General features: G+C 70.7%; 22 protein-coding genes. 21 read left to right on the plus strand and 1 reads right to left on the minus strand.

Annotation, left to right across the window (positions count from 1 at the left end; all coding sequences use genetic code 11):
- Window positions 1-15 precede the first annotated feature (15 nt).
- The 14 genes from FHR33_RS39880 to FHR33_RS39945 all read left to right on the plus strand — a co-directional run bounded on the left by FHR33_RS39880 (window position 16) and on the right by FHR33_RS39945 (window position 16,146).
- Window positions 16-1,827 carry an ABC transporter ATP-binding protein gene (locus FHR33_RS39880; protein ID WP_183660575.1) on the plus strand — a complete coding sequence of 604 codons (1,812 nt, stop codon included), beginning with the start codon at window positions 16-18 and terminating at the stop codon, window positions 1,825-1,827.
- Complete coding sequence (locus tag FHR33_RS39885; RefSeq protein WP_183659135.1) at window positions 1,824-3,599, plus strand: ABC transporter ATP-binding protein; 1,776 nt, start codon at window positions 1,824-1,826, stop codon at window positions 3,597-3,599. The genes FHR33_RS39880 and FHR33_RS39885 overlap by 4 nt, the downstream gene beginning before the upstream one ends.
- Before the next feature lie 94 nt (window positions 3,600-3,693).
- On the plus strand, window positions 3,694-4,047 hold the full coding sequence (gene hisI, locus FHR33_RS39890; protein WP_183659137.1) for a phosphoribosyl-AMP cyclohydrolase: 354 nt from the start codon (window positions 3,694-3,696) through the stop codon (window positions 4,045-4,047).
- The gene (locus FHR33_RS39895) at window positions 4,044-4,598 is read left to right on the plus strand and encodes a Trp biosynthesis-associated membrane protein (protein WP_183659139.1); all 555 of its coding nucleotides are present in this window, start codon (window positions 4,044-4,046) and stop codon (window positions 4,596-4,598) included. The genes hisI and FHR33_RS39895 overlap by 4 nt, the downstream gene beginning before the upstream one ends.
- The gene (locus FHR33_RS39900; protein WP_183659141.1) at window positions 4,598-4,798 is read left to right on the plus strand and encodes an HGxxPAAW family protein; all 201 of its coding nucleotides are present in this window, start codon (window positions 4,598-4,600) and stop codon (window positions 4,796-4,798) included. The genes FHR33_RS39895 and FHR33_RS39900 overlap by 1 nt, the downstream gene beginning before the upstream one ends.
- Window positions 4,799-4,902: 104 nt before the next feature.
- The gene (locus FHR33_RS39905; protein ID WP_183659143.1) at window positions 4,903-5,442 is read left to right on the plus strand and encodes a DUF4190 domain-containing protein; all 540 of its coding nucleotides are present in this window, start codon (window positions 4,903-4,905) and stop codon (window positions 5,440-5,442) included.
- Window positions 5,443-5,451: 9 nt separating this feature from the next.
- Window positions 5,452-5,877, plus strand: coding sequence for a DUF2752 domain-containing protein (locus tag FHR33_RS39910; RefSeq protein ID WP_312895944.1), 426 nt, complete (start codon window positions 5,452-5,454; stop codon window positions 5,875-5,877).
- Between the two features lie 124 nt (window positions 5,878-6,001).
- The gene (gene trpC / locus FHR33_RS39915) at window positions 6,002-6,841 is read left to right on the plus strand and encodes an indole-3-glycerol phosphate synthase TrpC (protein ID WP_312895945.1); all 840 of its coding nucleotides are present in this window, start codon (window positions 6,002-6,004) and stop codon (window positions 6,839-6,841) included.
- Window position 6,842: 1 nt separating this feature from the next.
- Complete coding sequence (gene trpB / locus FHR33_RS39920) at window positions 6,843-8,072, plus strand: tryptophan synthase subunit beta (RefSeq protein WP_246452325.1); 1,230 nt, start codon at window positions 6,843-6,845, stop codon at window positions 8,070-8,072.
- Window position 8,073: 1 nt separating this feature from the next.
- The gene (gene trpA / locus FHR33_RS39925) at window positions 8,074-8,871 is read left to right on the plus strand and encodes a tryptophan synthase subunit alpha (RefSeq protein WP_183659146.1); all 798 of its coding nucleotides are present in this window, start codon (window positions 8,074-8,076) and stop codon (window positions 8,869-8,871) included.
- A 215-nt stretch (window positions 8,872-9,086) separates the two neighbouring features.
- Window positions 9,087-10,424, plus strand: a complete 1,338-nt coding sequence (locus FHR33_RS39930; protein ID WP_221241428.1) for an ABC transporter substrate-binding protein — start codon at window positions 9,087-9,089, stop codon at window positions 10,422-10,424.
- A gap of 125 nt (window positions 10,425-10,549) precedes the next feature.
- Entirely contained in the window at window positions 10,550-11,488 is a 939-nt protein-coding gene (locus FHR33_RS39935; protein ID WP_183659148.1) for a carbohydrate ABC transporter permease, read from the plus strand.
- On the plus strand, window positions 11,485-12,321 hold the full coding sequence (locus tag FHR33_RS39940) for a carbohydrate ABC transporter permease (RefSeq protein ID WP_183659150.1): 837 nt from the start codon (window positions 11,485-11,487) through the stop codon (window positions 12,319-12,321). The genes FHR33_RS39935 and FHR33_RS39940 overlap by 4 nt, the downstream gene beginning before the upstream one ends.
- Window positions 12,322-12,366: 45 nt before the next feature.
- The gene (locus FHR33_RS39945) at window positions 12,367-16,146 is read left to right on the plus strand and encodes an endo-alpha-N-acetylgalactosaminidase family protein (protein ID WP_221241429.1); all 3,780 of its coding nucleotides are present in this window, start codon (window positions 12,367-12,369) and stop codon (window positions 16,144-16,146) included.
- A 55-nt stretch (window positions 16,147-16,201) separates the two neighbouring features.
- Here the strand turns inward: FHR33_RS39945 and FHR33_RS52165 are convergent, their stop codons facing one another.
- Window positions 16,202-17,944, minus strand: a complete 1,743-nt coding sequence (locus FHR33_RS52165; RefSeq protein ID WP_183659154.1) for a glycoside hydrolase family 35 protein — start codon at window positions 17,942-17,944, stop codon at window positions 16,202-16,204.
- Between the two features lie 78 nt (window positions 17,945-18,022).
- Here FHR33_RS52165 and FHR33_RS39955 point away from each other — a divergent pair, with 78 nt between their 5' ends.
- The 7 genes from FHR33_RS39955 (at window position 18,023) to FHR33_RS39985 (ending at window position 23,542) form a co-directional block, all read left to right on the plus strand.
- Window positions 18,023-18,892 (plus strand): helix-turn-helix transcriptional regulator, encoded by an 870-nt coding sequence (locus FHR33_RS39955; protein ID WP_221241430.1) that lies wholly within the window; start codon window positions 18,023-18,025, stop codon window positions 18,890-18,892.
- Between the two features lie 120 nt (window positions 18,893-19,012).
- Window positions 19,013-19,498 carry a MauE/DoxX family redox-associated membrane protein gene (locus FHR33_RS39960; RefSeq protein WP_183659156.1) on the plus strand — a complete coding sequence of 162 codons (486 nt, stop codon included), beginning with the start codon at window positions 19,013-19,015 and terminating at the stop codon, window positions 19,496-19,498.
- Window positions 19,491-20,255 (plus strand): DsbA family protein, encoded by a 765-nt coding sequence (locus tag FHR33_RS39965; RefSeq protein ID WP_183659158.1) that lies wholly within the window; start codon window positions 19,491-19,493, stop codon window positions 20,253-20,255. The genes FHR33_RS39960 and FHR33_RS39965 overlap by 8 nt, the downstream gene beginning before the upstream one ends.
- A gap of 26 nt (window positions 20,256-20,281) precedes the next feature.
- Window positions 20,282-21,412 (plus strand): prolipoprotein diacylglyceryl transferase, encoded by a 1,131-nt coding sequence (gene lgt, locus FHR33_RS39970; protein ID WP_183659160.1) that lies wholly within the window; start codon window positions 20,282-20,284, stop codon window positions 21,410-21,412.
- The gene (locus FHR33_RS39975; protein WP_183659162.1) at window positions 21,412-22,119 is read left to right on the plus strand and encodes a VIT1/CCC1 transporter family protein; all 708 of its coding nucleotides are present in this window, start codon (window positions 21,412-21,414) and stop codon (window positions 22,117-22,119) included. The genes lgt and FHR33_RS39975 overlap by 1 nt, the downstream gene beginning before the upstream one ends.
- Complete coding sequence (locus FHR33_RS39980) at window positions 22,116-22,919, plus strand: hypothetical protein (RefSeq protein ID WP_183659164.1); 804 nt, start codon at window positions 22,116-22,118, stop codon at window positions 22,917-22,919. Before FHR33_RS39975 ends, FHR33_RS39980 begins: the two co-directional genes overlap by 4 nt.
- Window positions 22,920-22,930: 11 nt before the next feature.
- The gene (locus FHR33_RS39985; RefSeq protein WP_183659166.1) at window positions 22,931-23,542 is read left to right on the plus strand and encodes a hypothetical protein; all 612 of its coding nucleotides are present in this window, start codon (window positions 22,931-22,933) and stop codon (window positions 23,540-23,542) included.
- The last annotated feature ends 8 nt before the right edge of the window (window positions 23,543-23,550 follow it).

The following is a 23,550-nucleotide window of genomic DNA, read 5'->3' on the forward strand; positions in this document are numbered from 1 at the left end:
GTCACCTCAGCCGTCATGCGTCAAGGGCTCCGTGTCCTTGGGGTGGCCATCCGCACGGAGAAGGCCGTCTTCTCGGCCGCCGTCCTGAGCAGCAGCCTCTACGGGGGGATGACGGTCGCCTCGGCGTGGGCGCTCGGCTGGGCCACGGAGAACGTCGTGCTGCCGGCCTTCGGCCAGGGCGACATCACCGCCGCCGCGCTGTGGACGGGGGTCCTGCTCATCGTGGGCACCGCCCTGCTCAAGGCGGTCGGCGTGGCGGGCAGGCGCATCCTGGCGGGCGTCCTGCAGTACCGCATGCAGGCCAGGTCGCGTCGTGACGTCACCAAGCAGTACCTGCGGCTGCCGCTGGCCTGGCACCACCAGCACCCCACGGGCCAGCTGCTGTCCAACGCCAGCGCCGACGCCGAGGCGGCCTGGGCGCCGCTCGCGCCGCTGCCGATGGCGGTGGGCGTGGTCGTGATGCTCTTCACCGCGGCGGTCGCGATGCTGATCACCGACCCCGTCCTCGCGCTCGTCGGTTTCCTGATCTTCCCTGCCATCGCCGTGCTGAACCTGGTCTACCAGCGCAAGCTCAGCCCGCTCGCCACCCACGCGCAGCAACTGCGCGCCGAGGTCAGCGAGATCGCGCACGAGAGCTTCGACGGCGCGCTCGTCGTCAAGACCCTCGGCCGTGAGGACCTGGAGACCGAGCGCTTCAGGCGGCGCGCGCACGAGCTGCGCGACGCCAACATCGCCGTCGGCAGGGTGCGCGGCCTGTTCGACCCGATGCTGGAGGCGCTGCCCACGCTGGGCGTGCTGATCGTGCTGATGGTCGGGGCCATGCGGCTGTCGGGCGGCTCCATCAACTCCGGCGAGCTGGTCCAGGTCGCCTACCTGTTCACGCTGCTGTCCTTCCCGATCCGCGCGCTGGGCTGGGTGCTGGCCGAGCTGCCCCGCAGCGTCGTCGGCTGGCAGCGCGTGCAGGCGGTGCTGGAGGCGAAGGGCTCCATGGAGTACGGCGAGGCGGGCCTGCGTGGCGGCGCCCCCGCAGGGCTGCAGGTCTCCGGCCTGTCGTACGCCTACGGAGCGGCCGAGGTGCTGCACGACGTCAGTTTCGAGGTTCCCGCGGGCCGTACCGTCGCGCTGGTCGGGCCCACAGGATCGGGCAAGTCCACGCTCGTCCAGACGCTGGTGCGCCTGGTGGATCCGGTCAAGGGCGAGGTGCTCCTCGACGGCGTCGACCTGAGGGAGATCGCCTACGGCGGCATCCCCGACATGGTCGCGCTGGTGCCCCAGCAGACGTTCCTGTTCGACGACACGGTGCGCGGCAACATCACGCTCGGTCTGGAGGTCTCCGACGAGGAGGTCTGGGCCGCGCTGCGCCTGGCGCAGGCCGACGGCTTCGTCGCGAAACTGCCCTCCGGCCTCGACACCAGGGTGGGCGAGCGCGGCACCACGCTGTCGGGCGGCCAGCGCCAGCGCGTCGCCCTGGCGCGCGCGCTCGTCCGCCGTCCGCGCCTGCTCATCCTCGACGACGCGACCTCCAGCGTGGACCCGCAGGTCGAGGCGAGGATTCTGCACGGCCTGCGCGACGCGCTGAACGTGAGCGAGGCCGAGTCGAGGCCGGGGGAGGAGGGCTCGACGGTCGTGGTCGTCGCCTACAGGCTGGCCACGATCTCGCTGGCCGACGAGGTCGTCTACCTCGACAGGGGCAGCGTCGTCGACCGTGGCACCCACGAGGAACTGCTGGAGCGCTGCCCCGGCTATCGCAACCTGGTCACCGCCTACGAGCGCGAAGAGGCCGAGAGGGCCGCGATCGCGGCGGAAGAGGAAGAGGTCGTGGCATGAGCGTGGTGTTCCAGGGCGCCGAGAGGTCGGCGCTGGCCACCGTACGCAGGGGCCTGTCGTTCACGCCCGAGTTCCGCAAGGGGTTGGTGGGCACGCTCGTGCTGGCGATCGTCGCCACCATCGGCAAGATCATCGTCCCCATCGCCGTCCAGCAGACGATCGACACGGGGCTGAAGTCGGGCACGCCCGACCTGCCGTACATCACGAGGGCGCTCGTGCTGTGCGCGGCGGCGGTCGTGATCACCGCCCTGTGCGGCTACGTGATGAACGTGCGCCTGTACAAGGCCACCGAGTCGTCGCTGGCCACGCTCAGGGTGCGGGGCTTCCGCCACGTCCACGACCTGTCCGTGCTCACCCAGAACTCCGAACGCCGCGGCGCGCTGGTCTCCCGTGTCACCAACGACATCGACCAGATCAGCAACTTCATGCAGTGGGGCGGGTTGATGATCATCGTGGCGTGCGGCCAGGTGCTCGTCGCCACGGGGCTGATGTTCGTCTACTCCTGGCAGCTCACGCTGCTGGTGTGGATCTGCTTCATCCCGCTCCTGGTCGCTCTGCCGCGCTTCCAGCGCTGGCTGTCGTCGGCCTACACCACCGTCCGCGAGCGCACGGGTGACATGCTCGCCGCCGTCAGCGAGTCGGTCGTCGGCGCGGCCGTCATCCGCGCCTACGGCTCCGAGCGCCGCACCGCCGAGCGCATCGACACCGCGATCAACGCCAACAGGAGCGCGCAGATCCGCGCCCAGAAGATCGTGGGCATGGTCTTCCCGCTGACCGAGATCGTGGCGGCGGTCGCCATCGCGGGGATCGTGCTGCTGGGAGTCAGGCTGGGCGTCTCGGGCGACATCAGCGCGGGCAGGCTGGTGGCCTTCCTCTTCCTGGTCACGTTGTTCGTCTCCCCGCTGCAGATCGCCACCGAGGTGCTGAACGAGGCGCAGAACGCGGTCGCGGGCTGGCGGCGCGTCCTCGGTGTGCTCGACACCCCGCCCGACGTCGCCGACCCCGGCGACGAGGGCGTCGAGCTGCCGAGGGGGCCCATCTCCGTCGCCTTCGAGGACGTGCACTTCGCCTACCCCGACGGCGCTCCCGTGCTGCACGAGCTGTCGGTGGCCATCCCTCCGCGCACCCGCATCGCGGTCGTCGGCGAGACCGGCTCGGGCAAGACCACCTTCGCCAAGCTGCTCACCCGGCTGATGGACCCCGTCGAGGGGCGCGTCACCGTCGACGGGCACGACCTGCGCGACGTGCGCTTCTCCTCGCTGCGCGAGCGCATCGTCATGGTGCCGCAGGACGGGTTCCTGTTCGACGGCGCGCTGGCCGACAACATCCGCTTCGGCAAGCCCTCGGCCACCGACGAGGAGATCACGACCGCGCTGACCGAGCTGGGGCTCGCGGACTGGCTGGAGGGCCTGCCGTACGGCCTGGCCACGCCCGTCGGGCAGCGCGGCGAGTCCCTGTCGGCGGGGGAGCGGCAGCTCGTCGCCCTGGCCAGGGCCTACCTGGCCGACCCCGACCTGCTGTTGCTCGACGAGGCGACGTCGGCGGTGGACCCCGCCACGGAGGTACGGCTGGCCAGGGCGCTCGAGGGCGTCACCAGGGGAAGGACGGCGATCTCGATCGCGCACCGGCTCTCGACGGCGGAGAACGCCGACGAGGTGTTCGTCTTCGACGCCGGACGCCTGGTCCAGCGCGGCCCGCACGCGAGCCTGGTCGCCGAGCCCGGCGTCTACGCCGACCTGCACGCCTCCTGGATCTCCTCCGCGCACTCCTGACCCCGGCGACCCGGCCTTCCAGCGAAGGGGGGGCCAGGGGCGCCGACTCGGTCCCGGCAGCGGCGGCGACCCCCAGAGCTGGTTGAATGGCCGCATGTCCCTCGACCCGAAGGTCGCCTCGCGGCTCAAGCGCACGTCCGACGGGCTGGTGCCCGCCGTCGTCCAGCAGTACGACACCGGCGAGGTGCTCATGCTCGCCTGGATGGACGACGAGGCGCTGCATCGCACGCTGACCACGGGCAGGGCCACCTACTGGTCGCGCAGCCGCTCCTCCTACTGGGTGAAGGGCGACACCTCAGGCCACGTGCAGCACGTGAAGTCGGTGGCGCTCGACTGCGACGGCGACACCATCCTGCTGAAGGTCGACCAGGTCGGCGCGGCCTGCCACACGGGCGATCGCACCTGCTTCGACGCCGACCAGCTGACCGTCGCGAGCCTGCCGTCGTGAAGCGCGAGCTCGGCCTCTGGCTCCTGCTGTGCGTGGCGGGCGCCGGCCTCACGCTGCTGGCCACGGGCAGGGTCTGGGCCTCGGCACGGTACGGCGCGGCCGCCCCCGTCGAGCTGACCGGCGGCGACCTCGCCCCCGCCGTGCAGCCGCTGGCGCTGGCCGGGCTGGCGGCGACGGTCGCGCTCTTCGCCACCAAGGGCCTCTGGCGGCGCGTCATCGGCGCGGTGCTCGCACTGTGCGGCGTGGGGATCGCGCTGCTGTCGTGGCGGGGCCTGTCGGCCGGGACGGCCGAGGAACTGGCCGCGGCGCGACGGCCGCTGGCCGCTGCCACCGGCGACGTGGCGGCGGTCGCGCACACCGCGTGGCCGTACCTGGCGGCGGCGGGAGGGGCGCTGCTCATCGCCAGCGGAGTGCTGGCCGTTGCGCGCGCCACCGGGTGGGCGGGCATGTCGGGCCGCTACGATCGCCCAGGATCGGCCGCCGAACAGCGCGACGACAAGTCGCTGTGGGAGGCGATCGACAGGGGAGACGACCCGACGGAGGAGCGCTGATGACAGCCAGGCACGACCACGGCAACACCCCTGCCGCGTGGACCGCGGTGACGATCGTCTTCATCGGCTCGGTGGTGGGAGGTGTGGGGCTCGTGCAGGACTCACCTGTGGGCTTCGGCGCGGGGCTGGCGGTGATGGCCATGGGCGCGGTGATCGGCAAGCTCATGCAGATGATGGGACTCGGCAGGCAGAGAGCCTGACCGCACGGTTACAAATGGCCCACAAAACGGGCGCTTCTCCACGTGGCGGGCGGGTAGTCGCTAAGCTGCGGCGGGCAATTCGCTATGAACGAGGAGTCGTCGGTATGAGCTACGGGAACCAGGGCGGTAGCGGGGGCTACGGCGAACAGCCGCCCGGGGGTGGTTACGGCCCTCCGGCCGGCGGTCAGGGTTCAGGCGGTTACGGCCCTCCCTCGGGCGGTCAGGGCTCCGGCGGCTACGGCCCTCCGCCCGGTCAGGGCTCGGGTGGCTACGGCGCGGGTGGTTACGGCTCGGGCGGGTACGGCGCCCAGCCTCCGGGAGGCGGCTACCCGCCCCCCGGGGGCGGTTACGACCCTTACGGCGGCGGCTACGGCGGCCCTCCTCCCAGCAAGACCAACGGCATGGCGATCGCCGCGCTCATCTGCGGTCTCGTCGGCCTGATCACCTGCGGTGTGGCATCGATCGCGGGCGCGATCCTCGGTCACATCTCGCTGGGCCAGATCAAGCGGACCGGCGAGGAGGGCAAGGGCATGGCGCTGGCCGGGCTCATCCTGTCCTACGTCGGCCTCGCCGGCTGGGTGCTCTTCCTGATCCTCTGGATCGGCCTGTTCGGCTGGGCGGCGAGTGTGAGCAGTTCCTACTAGGCGCGTATCGTGGATCAGGTGGTCACGCAGCAGTCGAGCCGTCTGAGAGCCGTCCTCGCACCGCTGGGCGTCGCCCTGGCGGCGGGGGCGGCTGTCGCGTATGTGGGCGTGGTCGACCCGAACGAGCCAGGGCACTACCCGACCTGCCCCTTCTACGCCCTGACCGGTCTGCTCTGCCCCGGCTGCGGGGCGCTGAGGGCCACGCACGCCCTGGCCCATCTCGACCCGGCCGCCGCGTTCGGGCTCAACGCGCTGCTGGTGCTCGTGGCGCCCGTCGTGGCGTACGTGTGGGCCAGGTGGCTGGCCGCGGCGTGGAGCGGGCGGGCCTGGCGGCCGAGCCCGCCGAAACCGCTTCACCTGTGGGCGCTCATGGCGCTCGTGCTGCTGTTCTGGGTCGTGCGCAACCTTCCCGCAGGGGCCTTCCTGGCTCCGTAGCAGGGGGGCTGTGGCTAGGCGACCTCGGAGCGGCCGATACCATCGCAAGACAAGACGGGTGAGCGAACGCCGACGCGAACTCCCTGTCGCCCCCAGCACTGTCGACCGGAGGGACCTTGATCGCGTGAACGAGCGGAGCCTGAGCGGAACCGTTCTCGACGACATCCTTGCCGGAGTGCGAGAAGACCTTGCCGCTCGGCAGGCGGCCGTGTCGCTCGAGGACCTGAAGGAGCGAGCGGGGCGCGCCCCCGCACCCAGAGACGCCTACGCGGCGCTGGGCGGCGACAAGGTCTCGGTGATCGCCGAGGTCAAGCGGTCGAGCCCGTCCAAGGGCGCGCTGGCCGCCATCGCCGACCCCGCGGCCCTGGCCGCCGACTACGAGGAGGGCGGCGCGCACGTCATCAGCGTGCTGACCGAGCGGCGCCGCTTCGGCGGCAGCCTCGACGACCTCGCCGCGGTTCGCGCCAGGGTCGACATCCCGATCCTGCGCAAGGACTTCATCGTCACCTCCTACCAGCTGTGGGAGGCGCGGGCGCACGGCGCCGACCTGGCCCTGCTGATGGTGGTCTCGCTGGAGCAGCCCGCACTGGTCTCGCTCATCGAGCGGGCCGAGTCGATCGGGCTGACCCCGCTGGTCGAGATCCACACCGAGGAGGAGCTCGAGCGCGCCGTCGCCGCGGGCGCCCGCATCATCGGCATCAACGCGCGCAACCTCAAGACGCTCGAGGTGGACCGCGACGTCTTCGCAAAGCTCGCGCCCAAGATCCCCGATGGCATCATCAAGATCGCCGAATCCGGGGTGAGAGGCCCGCACGACCTGCTAGCGTACGCCCGGGCCGGGGCCGACGCCGTCCTGGTCGGTGAGAGCCTGGTGACAGGCAAGGACCCGCGCAAGGCGGTGGAGGCCCTCGTGACCGCGGGCGCTCACCCCGCCACTCGACCCGACCATGGATCTGAGGGATGAGATGACTGTCCTCACCGCCGCCGACCTGGCTGGCAACGGAGCCCGCGGCGACGACCCCGACAGTGGCGGCAAGTTCGGCATCTTCGGCGGCAGGTTCGTCCCCGAGGCGCTGATCCCCGCCCTCGACGAGGTGTCCTCCGTCTACAACGAGGCCAAGACCGACCCCGCCTTCGTCGCCGAGCTCGACCACCTGCTGCGCACCTACGCGGGCAGGCCGACCACGCTGACCGAGGTGCCGCGCTTCGCCGAGCACGCGGGCGGGGCCAGGATCATCCTCAAGCGCGAGGACCTCACCCACACGGGCGCACACAAGATCAACAATGTGCTCGGCCAGGCGCTGCTCACCAAGCGCCTCGGCAAGAGCAGGGTCATCGCCGAGACCGGCGCGGGCCAGCACGGCGTGGCCACGGCCACCGCCGCCGCCCTCATGGGTCTCGAGTGCGTCATCTACATGGGCGCCGTCGACTGCGAGCGCCAGGCGCTCAACGTCGCGCGGATGAAGCTGCTCGGCGCCACGGTCGTGCCCGTCACCAACGGCAGCCAGACGCTCAAGGACGCCATCAACGAGGCCTTCCGCGACTGGGTGACCAACGTCGACACCACGCACTACCTGTTCGGCACGATCGCGGGACCGCACCCGTTCCCCGAGATCGTCCGCGACTTCGCCCGCATCATCGGCGTCGAGGCCCGCCGCCAGATGCTGGAGCTGACCGGCAAGCTGCCCGACGCCATCTGCGCGGCGGTCGGCGGCGGCAGCAACGCGATCGGCATCTTCCACGCCTTCCTCGACGACCACGACGTGGTCCTGCACGGCTACGAGGCCGCGGGCAGGGGCCTGGAGACCGGCGAACACGCCCTGACGCTCACCGCGGGCTCCGTCGGCGTGCTGCACGGCTCGCGCACCTACGTGCTGCAGGACGACGAGGGTCAGACCATCGAGTCGCACTCGATCTCGGCGGGTCTCGACTACCCGGGCGTCGGCCCCGAGCACGCCTGGCTCAAGGACACCGGCCGAGCGGTCTACCACGGCGTCACCGACGCCGAGGCCATGGACGCCTTCGCCCTGCTGGCCAGGAGCGAGGGCATCATCCCCGCGATCGAGTCCTCGCACGCGCTGGCCGGCGCGATCAAGCTGGGTCAGGAGCTCGGCTCCGACGCCACGATCCTGGTCAACCTGTCCGGCCGCGGTGACAAGGACATGGGCACCGCCATGACCTACTTTGGGCTGTGAGATGACGACTCTTCAGACGGTGTTCGCCAAGGCCAAGGCCGACAACAGGGCCGCGCTCGTGGGCTACCTGCCCGCCGGCTTCCCCACCAAGCAGGGCGCGGTCGAGGCCGCCGCCGCCATGGTCGAGGCGGGCTGCGACGTCATCGAGATCGGCCTGCCGTACTCCGACCCGCTCATGGACGGCCCGACCATCCAGGACGCGGTGCACAGGTCGCTGCTGAACGGCACCCGCATCGCCGACGTCATGCGCACCGTCGAGGGCGTGGCCAAGACCGGCGCCGCGACGCTGGTCATGACGTACTGGAACCCCATCGACCGCTACGGCGTCGAGCGGTTCGCCCGCGACCTGGCCAACGCGGGCGGCGTGGGCACCATCACGCCCGACCTGACGCCCGAGGAGTCCGGGCAGTGGCGTGAGGCCTCCGCCTCCGCCGGCATCGACACGGTCTTCCTGGTGGCGCCCAGCTCCACCGAGGAGCGCATCAAGGCCGTGGTCGAGTGCTGCACGGGCTTCGTCTACGCGGCCTCCCTGATGGGCGTCACAGGCGCCAGGGAGAGCGTGAACGTGGCGGCGGAGGATCTCGTGGCCCGCACCAAGGCGCACACCTCGCTGCCCGTCTGCGTGGGGCTCGGCGTCGGCACCGGCAAGCAGGCGGCCGAGGTCGCCGGCTACGCCGACGGCGTCATCGTGGGCTCGGCGTTCATCCGCCGCCTGCTCGACGCGCCCGACTCCGCCGGCGGCCTGTCAGCGGTCCGCGAGCTGGCCGCCGAGCTGAGGGCGGGCGTCGCCTCCAGGTAGACCCCGCGCCCTTCGCGCCAACGCACATCACGTCCGGAATGCGGCTGTCATAACAAGACAGCCGCATTTCTGTTTCTGTGCGCTTTCTGGCCCCTGTGAGCACGTAAGTGCAAGGGCTGCCCATCGTTTGTCCATGGCTCCCGCCCAGGCGCGGGGGCCAAGGTAACGGGCATTGGACGCGGGCTGTGCGCCCGCGTGGCCTGGAGGGAAAGACGATGGGTAAGTCAAGGACGATCCTCGGCGCCACAGGGGCGATGGTCTGCGTGTCGCTGGTGGCCGCGTGCGGCGGCCAGCCCGGTTCCCAGAGCTCGGCGGCGCCCTCCGCCCCCGCCTCGAGCGCGGCCGCGGGTGGACCCGTCACGATCGAGTGGTGGGGATGGGCGCCCGGATACGAGGACGCCGCCAAGGCGTGGAACGCCTCCCACCCCGGCGTGCAGGTGAAGTTCACCCAGACGCAGCCAGGCTCGCAGGGCGGGTACCAGCGCATGCTGGCCGCGGTCAAGGCCGGCAACGCGCCGTGCCTGGCCCAGGTGGGCGCCGAGACGCTGCCCAGCTTCCTGGTCGAGGGTGCGCTGGAGGACATCACCGCGCACGCGCAGCCGTACAACACCAGGTTCCAGCCGTGGACGCTGAACACGGTCACCTTCGGCGGCAAGCAGTTCGGCATCCCCGTCGACTCGGGACCCATGGGCATGTTCTACCGCAAGGACATCTTCGACAAGCACGGCATCGAGGTGCCCAAGACCTGGGACGAGTACGCCGCCGCGGCCGAGAAGCTGCGCAAGGCCGACCCCGAGGTCTCCATCACCACCTTCACCCCCGACGACATGTACGGCTTCGCGGGCTTCGCCCAGCAGGCGGGGGCCAGGTGGTTCGGCATCAGCGGCGACGCCTGGCAGGTCAGGATGAACGACGAGGCCACGGTCAAGGTCGCGAACTACTGGCAGGGCCTGATCGACAAGAAGCTCGTCGACGTCATGCCGGGCTGGTCCGACGGGCTGTGGAAGAACTACACCGACGGGAAGAGCGCCACGTTCGTCGGCGCGGTCTGGATGACCAAGGTCCTGGAGGACTCCATCTCCAAGACCAGCGGCAAGTGGGCCGTGGCCCCGATGCCGGTGTGGGACGTCGCCAGCCCCTCCGTCGGCAACGTGGGCGGCTCGCCCAACGCCGTGCTCAAGGGCTGCGCGAACCCCAAGGAGGCGGTCGACTTCGCCGCCTGGCTGTCCACCGACGCCACCGCCTTCAACGACCTGATCGACAAGGGCGGGCTGTTCCCCGTCACGGTCGACGGCGGTTCGCTGCCCAACATGAGCGGCGCGCGTCCCTTCTACGGTGACCAGAAGGTCTTCCAGGTCTTCGCGGAGGCGAGCAAGAACGTCAGCCCCGACTTCAGCTGGGGCCCGACGATGCCCGCGGTCAACTCCGTCTTCGGTGAGGCCTTCGGCAAGGCGGCCAACGGCAAGGGCGGCACGCTGGCCGAGGCGATGGCGACCATCCAGGAGAAGGCCGTGGCCTCGCTGAAGGACAAGGGCCTCACCGTCGCCCCCTGACGCCTGCCAGGAGGGGCTCCGGCGTCCACGGGCGCCGGGAGCCCTCCGGCACAGGCGATCCCGATCTCCGAACGCGTGACCGTCGCGGCCCTCCAGCGGGCGGCGATGTGGAGGGTTTCAGACCAATGGCAACAATCCAGCTCGAAGCCGAACAGCGGCGTACCGCGCCGCCACCACGACGGCGCGGGCCGACCGGCAACAGGGCGGCGGGGATCTTCCTCGCGCCGTTCGCCGTGCTGTTCGTCGTGTTCTTCCTGGTGCCGATCGCCTACGCGGTGAACGAGAGCTTCTACCAGGTCAAGCGCTCGGGGCTTGGCTTCGGCACGCCGGAGAGGGTCTTCGCCGGGCTGGACAACTTCACCGCGGTCTTCGCCGACGGCTCCTTCATGAACGGCATCGGCAGGCTGCTGCTGTTCGGGCTCGTTCAGGTGCCGATCATGCTGGGCCTCGCGCTGGTGCTCGCCCTGCTGCTCGACAGCGCCTCGGCCAGGTTCAAGCGCGTGTTCAGGCTGACCTACTTCCTGCCCTACGCGGTGCCCGGCGTGATCGCGGCGATCGTGTGGTCCTTCCTCTACACCCCGCGGATCTCCCCGCTGGCCGACCTGGTGCCCTTCGACTTCCTGTCCGACAGCGTCGTGCTGTGGTCGATGGCCAACATCGTCACCTGGACCTGGGTCGGCTTCAACATGCTGGTCATCTACGCGGCCCTGCAGTCGATCCCGACCTCGCTGTACGAGGCCGCCGAGCTCGACGGCGCGGGCGGCTGGAAGACCGCCTGGTACGTCAAGGTGCCGCTGGTGCGGCCCTCCCTCGTGCTGACCGGCGTCTTCTCCATCATCGGCACCCTGCAGCTGTTCAACGAGCCGATGGTGCTGAGCAGGATCACCCCCGCCGTCGGCAAGGACTACACCCCGCTGATGCGCTCGCTGCAGGTGGCGCTCGACAACAACGACTACGGCCAGGGCACGGCGATCGCGCTCATGCTGGCGGTGTTCGCGGCGGGGCTGTCCTACCTCTTCATCCGCCTGTCGGCCTGGCTGACCGCCCGGGGAGTGAACCCATGAAGCCCACCCTGCGCTCCCGCACGCTGACCACCGCGTTCATGTTCGTGGTCGCGGTGTACGTCCTGCTTCCCGTGTGGTGGCTGCTGGTCTCGGCCACCAAGTCGGGCGGTGACCTGTTCGACACCCCCGCGCTGTGGTTCGGGGAGATCAACCTCGGAACCAACGTCGGCCGTCTGATGGAGCAGGACGGCGGGGTCTACCCGCGCTGGCTGATAAACACCGTCATCTACTCCGTCGGCGGCGCGGTGGGCGCGACGGTGGTGTCGGCGATGGCCGGCTACGCCCTGTCGAAGTACCCCTTCAGGGGCAGGGGAGCGGTGTTCGCGGTCATCATGTTCGCGGTGCTCATCCCCGTCCCGCTGCTCGGCCTGCCGCTCTACCTGTTGCTCACCCAGCTCGGCCTGCTCAACACCATGTGGGGCGTGCTGCTGCCCAGCATGGTCAGCCCCTTCGGCGTCTACCTGGCCAGGGTGTACGCCGACGCCGCCGTTCCCACCGACCTGCTGGAGGCGGGCAGGCTCGACGGCGCGGGCGAGCTGCGCATCTTCTTCACCGTCGCGGTGCGTCTGATGGCCCCCGCGCTGGTCACGCTCTTCCTGTTCCAGTTCGTGGCCATCTGGAACAACTTCTTCCTGCCGATGATCGTGCTGAACGACGAGAAGCTCTGGCCCGTCACCCTCGGCCTGGTCAAGTGGAACAGCCTGCGCACCGGCTTCTACCGCGACATGGTCATCACCGGCGCGTTCGTCTCCGTCATCCCGGTCATCCTCGCCTTCATCGGCCTCCAGCGCTTCTGGAAGGCCGACCTCGCCGCGGGCAGCGTCAAGGTCTGACGCGCGCCCGCCCCTTCGTGACACCCATCCCCCATGGAGGACCGCGTGCCCAAACGTTCGCTGGCTCTGTCCGCTGTCCTGGCGTTAGCCGCCCTCGCGGCGGCGGGCCCGGCACTGGCCGACCCCCCTGCTCCCCCTGCCGTCACCGGCGCGATCAGCGTCTCGTCCTCCTCGCTCACGGTGGAGCTCGACCCGGCCTTCCCCAGGGTGCTGCGCTACGTCGCAGGCGGGGCGGTCATGGGCGGCAGCGTGGCCCCCGTCACCCAGGTGACGCTGAACGGCAGGCCGTACGCCGTCACCAGCGCGCTGGGCGGCAACGACGGCCGCACCGCCCGCTACACCCTGACCTTCGCCGACCTGCCCGGCGTGGAGCTGGACGCCTCGATCGGCGTGGAGGACCTCGTCACCACGTTCAGGATCGACGCCGTCCGAGACATCGAGGCCTTCAGGGTCGCCACCATCGACATCCCCGGCCACGACCTGGTCTCGGTGGGCAGCGACCAGCAGGGCGCCGCCACGGCCTTCACCAAGCTCGACAGCAACCGCACCCGCACCGCCGACAGGTTCGCGCAGGTCACTTCCGCCACCCCCGCGGAGCAGGCGCCGGTGGGCGCCACCTACGCGATCGTCAACACCGGCGCCCTCGCCGCCTCGATCGAGTCGAACTCCACCTACGACAAGCCGTCGGGCCAGAGCGGCGCGGACGGCGCCCGCTTCTGGCACCAGGCGCGCAAGCTGCCCGACGGCACCACCAGGGTCGGGGTGTGGAGCGGCCAGTGGACCTACAGGGGCGAGGGCGCGCCGTTCACCAGTGAGCTGCCGTGGGCCAAGGTCGTCATCACCCCCGACGCCAACGGCGACGGCCTCGTGGACTGGCAGGACGGCGCGATCGCCTTCCGCGGCATCGGGGTCAAGGCCCTCGGCGCCGACCAGACCAAGGACCGTGTGGTCACCCACATCCCCTTCAACTTCGCCAGCCAGGCCACCCACCCGTTCCTGCGCACGCTCGACGACGTCAAGCGCATCTCGCTGGCCACCGACGGGCTCGGCCAGTTCGTGCTGCTCAAGGGCTACCAGTCGGAGGGCCACGACTCGGCCCACCCCGACTACGGCGGCAACTACAACACGCGCGCGGGCGGGCTGAAGGACCTCAACAGGCTGCTGCGCGCGGGCAAGGACTGGGGCGCCACCTTCGGGGTGCACGTCAACGCCACCGAGGCGTACGGCGAGGCCAAGACCTTCGACGAGAAGCTGGTCGACAAGAACGCGCGCGGCTGGGACTGGCTCAACCAGTCGTACTACATCGACCAGCGCCACGACCTCGCCAGCGGCAACCTCGCCAAGAGGTTCGCGCTGCTGCGCGAGGAGACCGACCGCAACCTCGCCATGCTCTACCTCGACGTCTACTACACCCACGGCTGGATAGCCGACCAGACGCTCGCCGAGCTGCGCGAGCAGGGCTGGCAGGTGAGCAGCGAGTGGGCCACCAAGCTGGAGCGCTCGTCCCTGTGGTCGCACTGGGCCACCGACGAGAGCTACGGCGGCGTCACCGACAAGGGGCTCAACTCCCAGATCATCCGCTTCATCCGCAACCAGGAGAAGGACGTCTGGAACCCCGACCCGATCCTCGGCAACGCCCGCATCGAGGAGTTCGAGGGCTGGACCGGGGAGAACGACTGGCACGCCTTCTACCGCAACATCTGGGAGCACAACCTCCCCGCCAAGTTCATGCAGCAACAGCCGATCATGAAGTGGGCGCCAGGCGAGATCAGGCTGGCGGGCGGCGTGCGCGGCACGACCACAGGCGGCAGGCGCGAGCTGTTCGTGGGCGGACGCAAGGTGCTGGACGGCGCCACCTACCTGCTGCCGTGGCAGGGCAGGTACTACCACTACAACCCCGCGGGCGGCGCCACCACCTGGGACGTGGCCGAGAGCCGGCTGCGCGTCCACAAGCTGACCGACCAGGGCCGCGTCGAGGCCGGCGAGGTCACGGCCGTCAACGGCAAGGTCACGCTGAACGCCGAGGCGGGCGTGCCGTACGTGCTCTTCCCCGGCGAGCCTGCCAAGCGGGACCGGCCGCAGTGGGGCGAGGGCTCCGGCATCGTCGATCCCGGCTTCAACGCCGACGACCTGCGCAAGTGGGAGAGCACAGGGCAGGTCTCCGTCGACAGGAGCGCCACGGGCCAGCGGGTGGCGCTGCTGGCGGCGGGCAGCCCTGCCTCGATCGAGCAGAACCTCAAGGAGCTCGTGCCCGGCAGGTCCTACACGGCCTCCGCCTGGATCGAGGTCGAGCCCGGCAGGTCGCGCAGGACGGTGCTGGAGATCGACGGGCCGAAGGGGCTGCGCGAGCAGGTGGCCTTCGACCGTTCGACGGCCATGAACCTCGTCGCCGCCGACGAGAAGCACGGCACCTACTTCCAGCGCGTCAAGCTCTCCTTCACCGCCACCAAGAGCCATGCCACGATCCGCCTGCGCGCCGGTGAGGGCGACGGCGCGGTGCGGGCCGACGACTTCAGGCTGGTCGAGATCGAGCCCACCGGCGCCGTCGAGGGCTTCGAACTCGTCGACCAGGGCTGGGGGCCGTTCATCAAGGGCGACGCGGGAGGCAGCACCGACCCCCGCACCCACCTGATCAACAAGCACGCGCCCTACACGCAGAAGGGCTGGAACGGCAAGGCCGTCGACGACGTGCTCGACGGCGAGTGGTCGCTGAAGGCGCACGAGGAGCGCAAGGGACTGGTCTACAGGACCGCCCCGTTCACCCAGCGCTTCGAGCCTGGCCACGCCTACGAGGTCTCCTTCGACTACCAGGCCGCGCTGCCGGGCACCTACGCCTGGGTCAGCGGCTACGACAAGAACGGGCAGTCGGTCGAGATCAGGCAGAGCCCGCTCGAGCAGAAGACCATCACGACCCGTTTCACCGAGCGCCTGGTGGCCGGCTGCGGCGACATGTGGGTCGGACTGCGCTCGCTGCAGCCCGAGCGCGACGGCGCCGACCTCATCCTGGACAACTTCTCCGTCAAGGACCTGGGCGCCTCGGCCGGCCAGCCGGCCTGCGCGTCGCTGACGGTCCAGCCCTCGGCCGAGGTCTTCGAGCCGGGCATCGCCAACGACCTGACCACGACCTTCACCAACCTGGAGGACGTGGCGGCCACGGACGTCAGGGTCGCGGTGACCGTCCCGCAGGGCTGGAAGCTCGAGGGCGAGAGCGTCTCGCCGTCGGTGGCGCCGGGCCAGCGGCTGGCCACCACCTGGAAGGTGACGCCTCCGATAGACGCGGCCTACCGGTCGTATCCGATCGCGGCGAAGCTGACCTACACCGCCGGCGGGGTCGCCAAGACCCTGGAGGGCAGCGCGTCGGTGCGGACGATGCCGCCGCCGCCCTCCACCGACGTCTACGCCGGCGACATCGACTGGATCTTCGCGAGCAACGGCTGGGGCCCCGTCGAGCGCGACCAGTCCAACGGCGAGCAGGGCCAGGGCGACGGCAGGCCGATCACCATCGGCGGCAGGTCCTTCGCCAAGGGCCTGGGCACGCACGCTCCGGCCACGGTCCGCTACTTCCTCGGCGGCAGATGCACCGCCCTGTCGGCCTGGGTCGGCGTGGACGACGTGCAGACCTCGCGCGGCTCGGTGCAGTTCACGGTCAAGGCCGACAGCAGGACCGTCGCGCAGAGCCCGGTGCTCAGGGCCGCCGACGCCGCTCACCAGCTGAAGGCCGACCTGACCGGCGCCCGCCACGTCGAGCTGGTGGTCGGCGACGGCGGCGACGGCAACGGCAACGACCACGCGGACTGGGGCGAGGCTCGCCTGAGCTGCCACTGATCCCACCCGCCCGCTCAGGCCTGGGGGCCCCGCGCCCCCAGGCCTGACCCGCGACCTAGCCCAGCTCGGCGGCGGGACGGATCTCCAGCGCGGGCTCGCCCACCCTGTCGAGCTCCAGGATCACGATCTCGTTCGCGCCCGCCCGCAGCAGCGGCCACGGCACGTACAGCGTGCGCTGCGGTCCCCTGTCCCAGTAGCGGCCGAGCAGGAAGCCGTTCACCCACACGTACCCCTTGCCCCAGCCGGGCAGCGCGAGGAAGCCGTCGGCGGGCCGCTCCACCGCGAGCTCGCCGCGGAAGAGCGCGGGCGCCGCAGCCGACAGGCCCTCCCCGTACGGCAGCGCGGGCAGCTCCCGCAGCGGGACCGGCCTGGCCGTCACGCCGTGGAGGTACTGCCGGTCGTGCATGATCGGAGCCATGAGCCCCTTCCGCTCGCCGAGCGCGGGCCCGTAGTTCGTCCTGCCCATCGACTCCACCAGCACCTCGAGCCGCGCAGGGCCCGCCACCTCCAGCACGGGCTCCTCGCCCCCTCGCTCGAGCACCGCCGCCTGCTCGCCGTCCACGTACAGGTGGGCGCGGTCGTGCACGCCGCGCACCCTCAGCCGGTACGGCCTGCGCGGCCCCGGCACCTCCACCTGGTAGAGCACCAGGCCGTGGGTCAGCCCGAGATCCTCGAACGAGGGCGGCAGGGCGGCGGTCACCGAGGGCCCGGCCAGCTGGTCGAGCGCGTCGCGCAGCCCTACGGAGCCGGTCAGCGGCACCCGCGTGGCAGGCAGGGTCTCGGGCAGCGGAGGAAGGTCGGGGATGTCGGAGTTGTAGCGGGACAGCACCTCGCGAAAGAGCCAGAACTTCTCGGTCGGCGCCCCACGCTCGTCGATGGGCGCGTCGTAGTCGTAGGAGGTGGTCGTGGCGCGGTACTCGCCGTCGGCCAGCTCGCCCACCCTGTTGGCGCCCGCGCTGGTGCCGAAGTTGGTGCCGCCGTGGGCCATGTACAGGTTGACCGAGGCGCCCGCGGCCAGGATCCGCTCCAGCGTGTCGGCGGCGTCGGCGGCGTCGCGGGTGACGTGGCCGTGGCCCCAGTGGTCGAACCACCCGCACCAGAACTCCATGCACATCAGCGGGCCGTCGGGACGGTGCTCGCGCAGCTTGGCGAAGGCCGCCTCGGGCCCGGAGCCGAAGTTCACGGTGGCCAGCACCCCAGGGACGGCGCCGCCGGTGAGGAAGAAGTCGTCGGCCCCGTCGGAGGTCGCCAGCGGGACCTCGATGCCGTGCGCGATGAGGTCGTCGGTCAGGTGGCGCAGGTAGAGCGCGTCGCTGCCGTAGGAGCCGTACTCGTTCTCGACCTGCACCATGATGACGTTGCCGCCCTTGGTGACCTGCCGCTCGGCGATCAGCGGGACGACCTCGTCGAAGAAGCGCTCGACGTGGGAGAGGTACTCGGCGTCGCGGGTGCGCACCCGCAGCCCCAGCTCGGCGGTCAGCCAGGAGGGCAGCCCTCCGTTGTCCCACTCGGCGCAGATGTATGGCCCCGGCCTGACGATGGCCAGCAGCCCCTCGGCCGCGGCGGCGTCGAGGAAGGCGGCCAGCTCCTCCAGCCTCTGGAACTCGCCCTTGCGGGGCTCGTGGAGGTCCCAGGGCACGTAGGTCTCCACCGTGTTGAGTCCCATGGCCCTGAGCATCCTGAGCCGGTGACTCCACTGCTCGGGGAGCACGCGGAAGTAGTGAAGGGCCCCTGACAGCACCCTGAACTCCTCGCCGTCCAGCCGGAAGGCGTCCCCATCAATCGTGAAATTTTGCATCTTGCCCCTTGAGATAGGATTCCGCGCATAGCAGCTTGCCGACTTCCCAGCTCAGAGGCCATGGACAAAGGCGGGGAAATGTTGGACGGAAGGCAGCGGATGGCCGAGGACTTCAGGCGGTGGATGCACTATCTGACACCGGGGCCCGCCCACCGCCGGCTCGGCCTGGTCTGCCTCGGCGTGGGCCACCTGGAGGGCAGGCTGCCCACCGTGGGGCCGCGCGCCCTCGACCACCACGTCGCGGTCGTCGTCACCCAGGGCAAGGGCTGGTTCTCCCATGCGGGCGAGGAGCCCGTCGAGGTCGTGGCCCCCTCCGTCCTGTGGCTGCTGCCGGGGGTCAGGCACCACTACGCCCCGCACGACGACACCGGCTGGACCGAGTGGTTCGTCGACTTCACAGGACCCGCCGCCACGGCCTACCAGGACCTCGGCTTCGTCGACGCCGTCTCGCCGGTCACCCCGCTCACCACGGCCGAGCCCGCGGCCCACGGCATCGGCCGCATCGCCCAGGCCATCCGCAGGGGCAGCCCGTACCTGGAGGTCGAGACATCGGCGCTGGTGCACGAGGTGCTGGTGGCGCTGCGCCACGCGCGGGTGGACGAGGACGCGGCGGGCGACCCCGTGCTGACGGGCCTGGCAAGGGACGCCTGCCTGCCGATCTCCGTGGCCGAGCACGCGAGACGGCTCGGCATGACCGTCGCCGACCTGCGCGTGGTCGTGCGGCGCCTGGCCGGCTGCAGCCCGAAGGACTACCTGCTGTCGATCAGGCTCACCAGGGCCAAGGACCTGCTGGCAGGCTCCGAGCTTTCGATCGCCTCGATCGCCAGGCGCGTCGGCTACGACGATCCCGCCTATTTCACCAGGATCTTCACCCGCAGGGCGGGGCTGCCTCCGAGCGAGTTCCGCGCGCAGCAACACGGCGGCCTGGCATCTGCCGGCCTTAGTTGATTCTTATTCGGCGCGTGATCAGATGACTCCAGTACTGTGCGCATGCCAATCGCGACGACAGAGGAGTAGCCGTTGACCGCGTTGCTGCCGCCACGCGTAGCCAGTGTGGCGATACCCTGGGTGACGACCGTCGCCCGGCTGATCCTGGGCGCAGTGCTGATCGTGGCCGGTGGGCTGAAGATCGGCAGCATCCAGCAGTCGGTCATGGCGGTCAGGGCGTACCGGTTGCTGCCCGACTCGCTGGCCACGACCGTCGGCTACGGCCTGCCCATCCTGGAGGTCGTCGTCGGCGTCCTGCTGGTGGTCGGGCTGCTCACCAGGGTGGCCGCTGTGGTGGGCGGGCTGCTCATGCTGGCCTTCGTCTTCGGCATCGCCTGGGCGTGGGCGCGCGGGCTGCGCATCGACTGCGGCTGCTTCGGCGGCGGCGGGCAACTGGAGGCGTGGGAGGAGCCGAGCTACCTGCTCGACATCGTCCGCGACTTCGGCCTGGTGCTGCTGGCCGCCTGGACCGTCCGCTTCCCGCCGGGGCGCTTCGCTCTCGATGCCGCCCTGGGACTGAGCGGCGGACGCGGGGACACAGAGATCGAGGGGGACGACAATGAGTAAGGCCCAGCGGGGGCAGTCCGTGCGCGACAGGATCAAGTCGCAGCGCGAGGCGGAGAAGAAGCAGGAACAGCGCAAGCGCGTGGTCACCTACGCCACGGTCGGCGTCGTCGCCCTCGCCGCGATCGGCGCGGGCTGGCTGTTCGCCGCCAACCAGAGCAAGCCCGAGGAGACGGCGCAGGGGCTCGCGCCCGTCACCATCCAGGGCGACGGCTCGGCGGCGATGGGCAACGCGGGGGTCGAGGCCCCTGTCATCGACATCTACGAGGACTTCCAGTGCCCGGCCTGTAAGCAGCTCGAGGAGACCAGCGGCGCGACGTTCAAGAACCTCGCGGCCGAGGGCAAGGCCAAGGTCGTCTTCCACCCCGTCACGATCTTCCCGCAGCAGATGAACAACGGCATCACCCGCGCCAACTCCACCCGCGCGGCCGCCGCGGCCCGCTGCATCACCGACGGCAAGCAGTGGATGGCCTTCCACGACAAGCTCTTCGCCACCCAGCCCGAGGAGCACCTCGAGGGCTTCACCACCGATCAGCTGATCGCGCTCGGCAAGGAGGCGGGCGTCACCGCCCCCGACTTCGCCACCTGCGTCACCTCGCAGAAGAACGCCCAGGGCCACCTCGCCAACAGCGACCAGGTCATGAAGGCCGCCAAGCTGGACGGCACACCGACGGTCAAGCTCAACGGCAAGGACATGGACCAGGACGTCACCTTCACGCCGTCGCGGCTGCGCCAGACCGTTCTCGATGCCGCCAAGTAGCCGCCCGTCCGCTACTCTCCACTGACATGCCCCTTGCCTCGATTCCCAGCCCCTCCCAGGGGGTCTGGTACCTCGGCCCGATCCCGCTGAGGGCCTACGCGCTGTGCATCGTCCTGGGCGTCATCGTCGCGGTCTGGCTCAGCGAGCGCCGCTGGCGCGCCCGCGGTGGGACGCCAGGCACGATGGTCGACATCGCGGTTCCCGCGGTGATCTTCGGCCTGATCGGTGGACGCCTCTACCACGTCATCACCGACTGGCAGCTCTACTTCGGTCCCGACGCTCCCAACAAGCCGTACGAGGCGCTGTTCATCTGGAACGGCGGGCTGGGCATCTGGGGCGCGGTGGCGCTCGGCGGCGTCGGGGTGTGGCTGTCGTGCCGCAAGAGGGGGCTGTCGCTCGGCGCGGTGGCCGACACCGTCGCGCCGGGCATCGCCTTCGCGCAGGCCATCGGCAGATGGGGCAACTACTTCAACCAGGAGCTGTTCGGCGGCCCCACGACGCTGCCGTGGGGGCTGGAGATCGAGCCGGGCAGGGCGGGCACCATCGAGGGCTACACCGGCCTCTACCACCCGACGTTCCTGTACGAGTCGCTGTGGAACGTCGCGCTCGGCTTCGCCCTGATCTGGGCGGGCAGGCGCTTCACCCTGCGCCACGGACGCCTGTTCGCGCTCTACGTGGCGGGCTACACCGTGGGCAGGTTCTGGATCGAGGGGCTCAGGGTCGATCCCGTCGGCGGCGTGGACCACGCGGTCCACTTCCTCGGGCTGCGCATCAACCAGTGGACCGCGATCGCGCTGTTCGTCGGGGCGCTGGTCTATCTCTGGGTGACCAGGAACAAGGACACCGAGGAGATCGTCGTCGCGCCCTCGGAGCAGACTCCAGACGACTCCGCGGCGAGCGCCACCGTCGCGGGGGAAGAGCCCGCCGACGAGACACGTTCTTCTGAGGAGACGGACAGTCACGGCAACGCAGAGCCTTCCGGCAACGCAGAGCCTTCCGGCAACGCAGAGCCTTCCGGCAACGTAGAGCCTTCCGGCAGGACGGAGACCTCCGGGGAAGCTGCGCCCTTCGACGCGGACAGCTCCCCCGAAGGGGCGGACGAGGACGGGGCGGAGGACGACAGGGCGAAGGCCGTCTCGGAGGAGAAGAAGTCCTGATGAGTGGGCGCGCGGAGCACCACCACCAGCATCGTGACGTCAACGGCGGATGGCTGCGGCCGTCCGTGTTCGGGGCGATGGACGGGCTGGTGTCCAACTTCGCGCTCATCGCCGGTGTCGCCGGCGGCACCGACAACACCAGGGTGATCGCGCTCGCCGGCATCGCGGGGCTCGCCGCGGGCGCGTTCTCCATGGCCGGAGGCGAGTACGTCTCGGTGGCCAGCCAGCGGGAGCTGGCGCTGGCCGAGATCGCCGTCGAGCGGCGGGAGATCCTGCGCCACCCCGAGGACGAGCAGGACGAGCTCGCCCAGGTCTACATCGACAGGGGCGTCGATCCCGACCTGGCCGCCGAGGTGGCCAGGCAGATCTCCCGCGATCCCGACCAGGCGCTCGAGGTGCACGCGCGGGCTGAGCTCGGCGTCACGCCAGGCGACCTGCCCTCGCCCAAGATCGCCGCGGTGTCGTCGTTCCTGTCCTTCAGCGTGGGTGCGGTCCTGCCGCTGCTGCCGTACCTGTTCGGCGTCACCAGCCTGTGGCTGTCGGCGGTGCTGTCCTGCCTGGCCCTGTTCGGCGCGGGCGCGCTGGTCTCCACCGTCACCGCGCGCAGCTGGTGGTTCTCCGGACTGCGCCAGCTGGTGGTCGGCGTGGTGGCCGCGGGCCTGACCTTCGGCCTGGGCAACCTGATCGGCGGAGCCAGCGGGCTATGACCGTGACCAGGGGCAGCACGCGCAAGCGGAGGCGGACCCCACCGCCCGACTGGAACCTGCCCATCCTCACCGACTGGGGGCTCAAGCCCGCGCAGCAGCGCCTGCTCGTGATCATCGCTTCGGTGGCGGCCGTGCTCATCGCCGCGGTGACGCTGACCGCCGTCGTGTCGGCTCTAGGCACCGACGCGCCCGACCCGGACCTGCGGGGCGCCTCCCCCGTGATCGGCGACCTGCGCCCTGAGAAGTTCGAGGGCTGGCCCTCGCCCAAGGTGTTCGAGCCCATCGCCGACAGGGCCAAGGACGGCAAGCCGTTCACCGAGAAGGAGCTGTTCGCCCACAGGACGCTCGTGGGCCAGCGCAAGCTCACCCTCAAGCTCACCGAGAAGACGATCGACACCGACTGCGCGTCCGCGCTCTGGGGCGACAAGCTCGTCAGGCAGGTGAGCGAGGCGGGCTGCACCCAGGCCGCGCGGGCCGGCTACACCAGCGCCGACGGCCGCTACCAGGCCCAGTTCACGCTGCTCAACCTCAGCGACAGCAAGGTGGCGGGAGAGCTGGTCGAGTCGCTGAAATCGCTGCACAGGGGCGGATGGGTGCGACCCGTCACCGCCTTCCCTCCCGAGGCCTACACCGAGGGCGGAGCCTACGCGCTCGGCCACTACGTCGCGCTGGTCTGGCTCTCGCGCACCGACGGCGCGGAGCCAGGGGCGGGCGACGACTTCAGCAACCTGGCGCTGGCCGTCAGAGCGGCGGAGAAGCCTCTCTACAAGCGGGTAGTGGCGCTCACCGGCACCTCGTAGGCTAGGTCACCATGCCCAGGCGCGTTCTCATCCCTCTCCTGGCCGCCCTCGTGGCGGTCGCGGCAGTCGCGGTCTTCGTCTTCACCCGCGAGGGCGGGCCCAGGGCGGCGGTCTTCGCGGGAGAGCCGACCTCGGCCCAGTACGCGGTCATCGACACCAGCGCGCTCGACCCGCGCCCGCTCACCGAGGCCGAGGTCTTCGGGCCCTCGACCGTCCAGCTCGTGGCGGGCGGCGTCACGATGAGGCGCGACTCCACGGCCGTGCTGGCCGACTGCGCGGAGGCGGTGTGGGGCGTCGAGGCCGCCGGATGCACGCAGGCCATGAGCGCCTCCTACAGCAGCGCCGACAAGACCGTGGCGGGGCAGTTCGTCATCTTCAACCTCGCCGACGGGCGCGCGGCCGACGCCCTGGTCGCGCAGCTCGGCACAGCCGGTTTCGTACGGCAGGCGGGCGCCTTCGACGCCGCCCGCAGCAGGGCGCAGGCCAGGGCGCTCGGCCACTTCGTGACGGTGAGCTGGGTGGGCCCCGTTGGTAATGGCACCCCCGATCTGGCCTACCCGCAGATCGCCCTCGACGGGCTCGGCCGCGCGGTCGTCTCCTCCCGCGTGATCGCCGCCACCTGACCCGAGCG

It is taken from the genome of Nonomuraea dietziae (assembly GCF_014195505.1).
GTDB classification, from domain to species: Bacteria; Actinomycetota; Actinomycetes; order Streptosporangiales; family Streptosporangiaceae; genus Nonomuraea; species Nonomuraea roseola.